The 3126-nt window shown below is 69.8% G+C and carries 2 protein-coding genes and 1 pseudogene; 2 read left to right on the top strand and 1 reads right to left on the bottom strand.

All coding sequences use genetic code 11. The annotated features are described in order from the left end of the window. On the bottom strand, window positions 1–1559 hold a 1559-nt coding region (locus tag BM536_RS35970), incomplete at its 3' end, for a potassium channel family protein (RefSeq protein WP_107439656.1). Here BM536_RS35970 and BM536_RS35965 point away from each other — a divergent pair. Next, window positions 1467–2327, top strand: a pseudogene (locus BM536_RS35965) (ATP-binding cassette domain-containing protein); the annotation flags it as partial. The gene BM536_RS35970 and the pseudogene BM536_RS35965 sit on opposite strands and share 93 nt — an antisense overlap. Next, window positions 2324–3115, top strand: a complete 792-nt coding sequence (locus BM536_RS35960) for an ABC transporter permease (RefSeq protein WP_073500211.1) — start codon at window positions 2324–2326, stop codon at window positions 3113–3115. The pseudogene BM536_RS35965 and the gene BM536_RS35960, both read left to right, overlap by 4 nt. Window positions 3116–3126: the final 11 nt, after the last annotated feature.

Here is a 3126-nt window from a genome sequence, read left to right as displayed (position 1 = left end):
AACGCCAACACCCGCCAATACCCGGCCCGAAACGTCTCCCCCACCGTCTTCCCCACCAACTGCCCATACCCCCCGACCTCCAGCACAGCGAACAACAACACCCGCCGCTCCACCGGAATCGCCCCCAGAATCTGCCGCCCCATCATCGCCCCCGCGAACGACGGCGCAGCCAGATGCGTAACACTCCGACTCCGCGTCAACGCCTGCGGATGCGCAGCCCGCAACGTGCGATAGACGGCCGTAGCGAAGTCGTCGTCGTACAACCGCAGCACCACCCGCAGATCGGGCCGCAACGACCGCCCGTACAGGGCGGCTTCGAGATTCGTCGTGTCCGAGCTGGTCACAGCCAGCAACGCATGCGCCCGATGAATCTTCGCCGCCTCCAGCACCCCCTCCTGCGTGACATCCCCCAGCACCACCGGCACCCGCAACCGCCGCGCCACCGCGACGCCCCGCGCCTCCGGCGCGAGCTCCACGCACACCACGGGAATGTCCAGCTCACGCAACCGAGTCAGCACCCGCGTCCCGATCTTCCCCAGCCCCAGCAGCACCACATGCCCACCGAGCCCCCGCGGCGGCCGCCGCAACGCACCGGCGGTCCGAAACGTACCCAACCCCTCCAGCACAGCGGCCAGCAACACCGGCAGCAACAGCAACCCCACGAATCCGGAGAGGAGTTGAAGGACCTGTCGCTCGGTCGACGCCCCCACCGCCGGATCGTTGATCGAGAACAGATCGAGCAGCGTCAGATACACCGCCCCCAGCGGATGAACCCCGGTCACCAGCCACAACGCCACCGCGAGCGCGACGACACACCCCACGAGCCCCGCCAACGACCACCGCAGCCGCCGCGAGAACAGCGAGGCGAACGGCGCCACGACCCCGGCCCCCCGCCCGGAGGGCAACGCGGGCCCGGCCGAGTACGACACCTGCTCCAGCACGACACTGCCCCGCCCTCTCGCGGCGGCGACGGTCGCCTCGTCCGGCAGCAGCAGCGGTCCCTGTTCCCCGCTGGCCTCGGAACCGTCCGCGAAGGAGGGGTCGTTGCCGGTCACGGACAGCAGCGCGAGCGTGGCCAGCCCGGGGGCCGGTCCGAGGTCGGCGACCCGCCCGGCCCCGGGAGCGGGCCGTTCGACGGCCCGCAGCAACAGCCCGTCCGTCTGGACGACTTTGGTGGTACCGGCGACAGCGGTCGCGGCCAGCGCGGGGGCGGCGGTGTCGGCGTCGGACAGTACGGTGGTGGAGGCGTCGCCCACGGCGTACTCACCACCCCCGCCGATGATCGCCAACGCGGAGGCCTGGTCGAGAAGTTCCTCGATGTGCTGGCCCAACCGCCGGTTGTACAGCCGCAGGACGAGCCGCAGCCGCGGATTGAGCCGACGGGCGGTGAGGGGGGCGGCGGTGTTCCGGGCGGGTGTATCCGTCCGGGGTGGCGCTGTTCGGCACCACCGCCGTCCGCCGTCCGGCTTTTCGCGTTGCTCGGTCCGAACGGGGCCGGCAAGACGACCGCCGTGAAGATCCTGTCCACGCTCATCACCGCGGACGCCGGTGACCTGCACGTCGGCGGTCACGACCTGGCCACCGATCCCCAGGCGGTGCGGGCCGCGATCGGTGTCACGGGCCAGTTCTCCGCCGTCGACGGCCTGATCACCGGCGAGGAGAACATGCTCCTGATGGCCGACCTGCACCACCTGCCCAAGAGCCAGGGCCGCCAGGTGACCGCCGACCTGCTGGAACGCTTCGACCTCACCGAAGCCGCCAGGAAACCCGCCTCCACCTACTCCGGCGGCATGAAACGCCGCCTCGACCTCGCCATGACCCTGGTCGGCAGCCCACGCATCATCTTCCTCGACGAACCCACCACCGGCCTGGACCCCCGCTCCCGCCACAACATGTGGCAGATCATCCGCGCACTCGTCTCCGACGGCGTCACCGTCTTCCTCACCACCCAGTACCTGGAAGAAGCCGACGAACTCGCCGACCGCATCGCCGTCCTCAGCAACGGCCGGATCGCCGCCGAAGGCACCGCCGACGAACTCAAACGCCTCATCCCCGGCGGCCACGTCCGCCTGCGCTTCGAAGACCCGCAAGCCTACGAGAGCGCCGCCACCGCCCTGGGCGAAGTCACCCGCGACGACGAAGCCCTCACCCTGCAGATCCCCTCCGGCGGCACCCAGCGCGAACTGCGCGCCATCCTCGACTGGCTCGACACCGAAAACATCGAAGCCGACGAACTCACCGTCCACACCCCCGACCTCGACGACGTCTTCTTCGCCCTCACCGGCCCCGCAACCCTCCCCCACCAGCCCAAGGAGAACGCCCGATGAGCACCCTCCCCCTCGCCGTGCGCGACTCCACCACCATGCTGCGCCGCAACCTCCTGCACGCCCGCCGCTACCCCTCCCTCACCCTCAACCTCCTCCTCACCCCCATCATGATGCTGCTGCTCTTCGTCTACATCTTCGGCGACGTGATGAGCGCCGGCATCGGCGGCGGCAACGCCGACCGCTCCGACTACATCGCCTACATCGTCCCCGGCATCCTCATGATGACCATCGGCAGCACCGTCATCGGCGCCGCCGTCTCCGTCTCCACCGACATGGCCGAAGGCGTCATCGCCCGCTTCCGCACCATGGCCATCCACCGCGGCTCCGTCATCATCGGCCACGTCGTCGGCAGCGTCCTGCAAGTCCTCGCCAGCCTCCTCCTCGTCGCCGCCGTCGCCCTCGCCATCGGCTTCCGCTCCACCGACGCCACCGCCCTCGAATGGCTCGCCGCCTTCGCCCTCCTCGCCCTCTTCGCCCTCGCCCTCACCTGGATCGCCGTCGGCATGGGCCTGGCCAGCCCCAACGCCGAAGCCGCCAGCAACATGGCCATGCCCCTGATCCTCCTCCCCCTCATCTCCAGCGCCTTCATCCCCGCCGACACCATGCCCGGCTGGTTCCAGCCCATCGCCCAATACCAGCCCTTCACCCCCGCCATCGAAACCCTGCGCGGACTCCTCCTCGGCACCGAGATCGGCAACAACGGCTGGATCGCCATCACCTGGTGCATCGCCCTCTCCGCCCTCGGCTACCTCTGGTCCACCTCCCTCTTCAACCGCGACCCCAAGTAACCAGGACGACC

It is taken from the genome of Streptomyces phaeoluteigriseus (genome assembly GCF_001896135.2).
Lineage (GTDB): Bacteria > Actinomycetota > Actinomycetes > Streptomycetales > Streptomycetaceae > Streptomyces > Streptomyces phaeoluteigriseus.
Note: the sequence above shows the minus strand (reverse complement) of the source record. Positions and strands in the feature narration are given on the sequence as shown.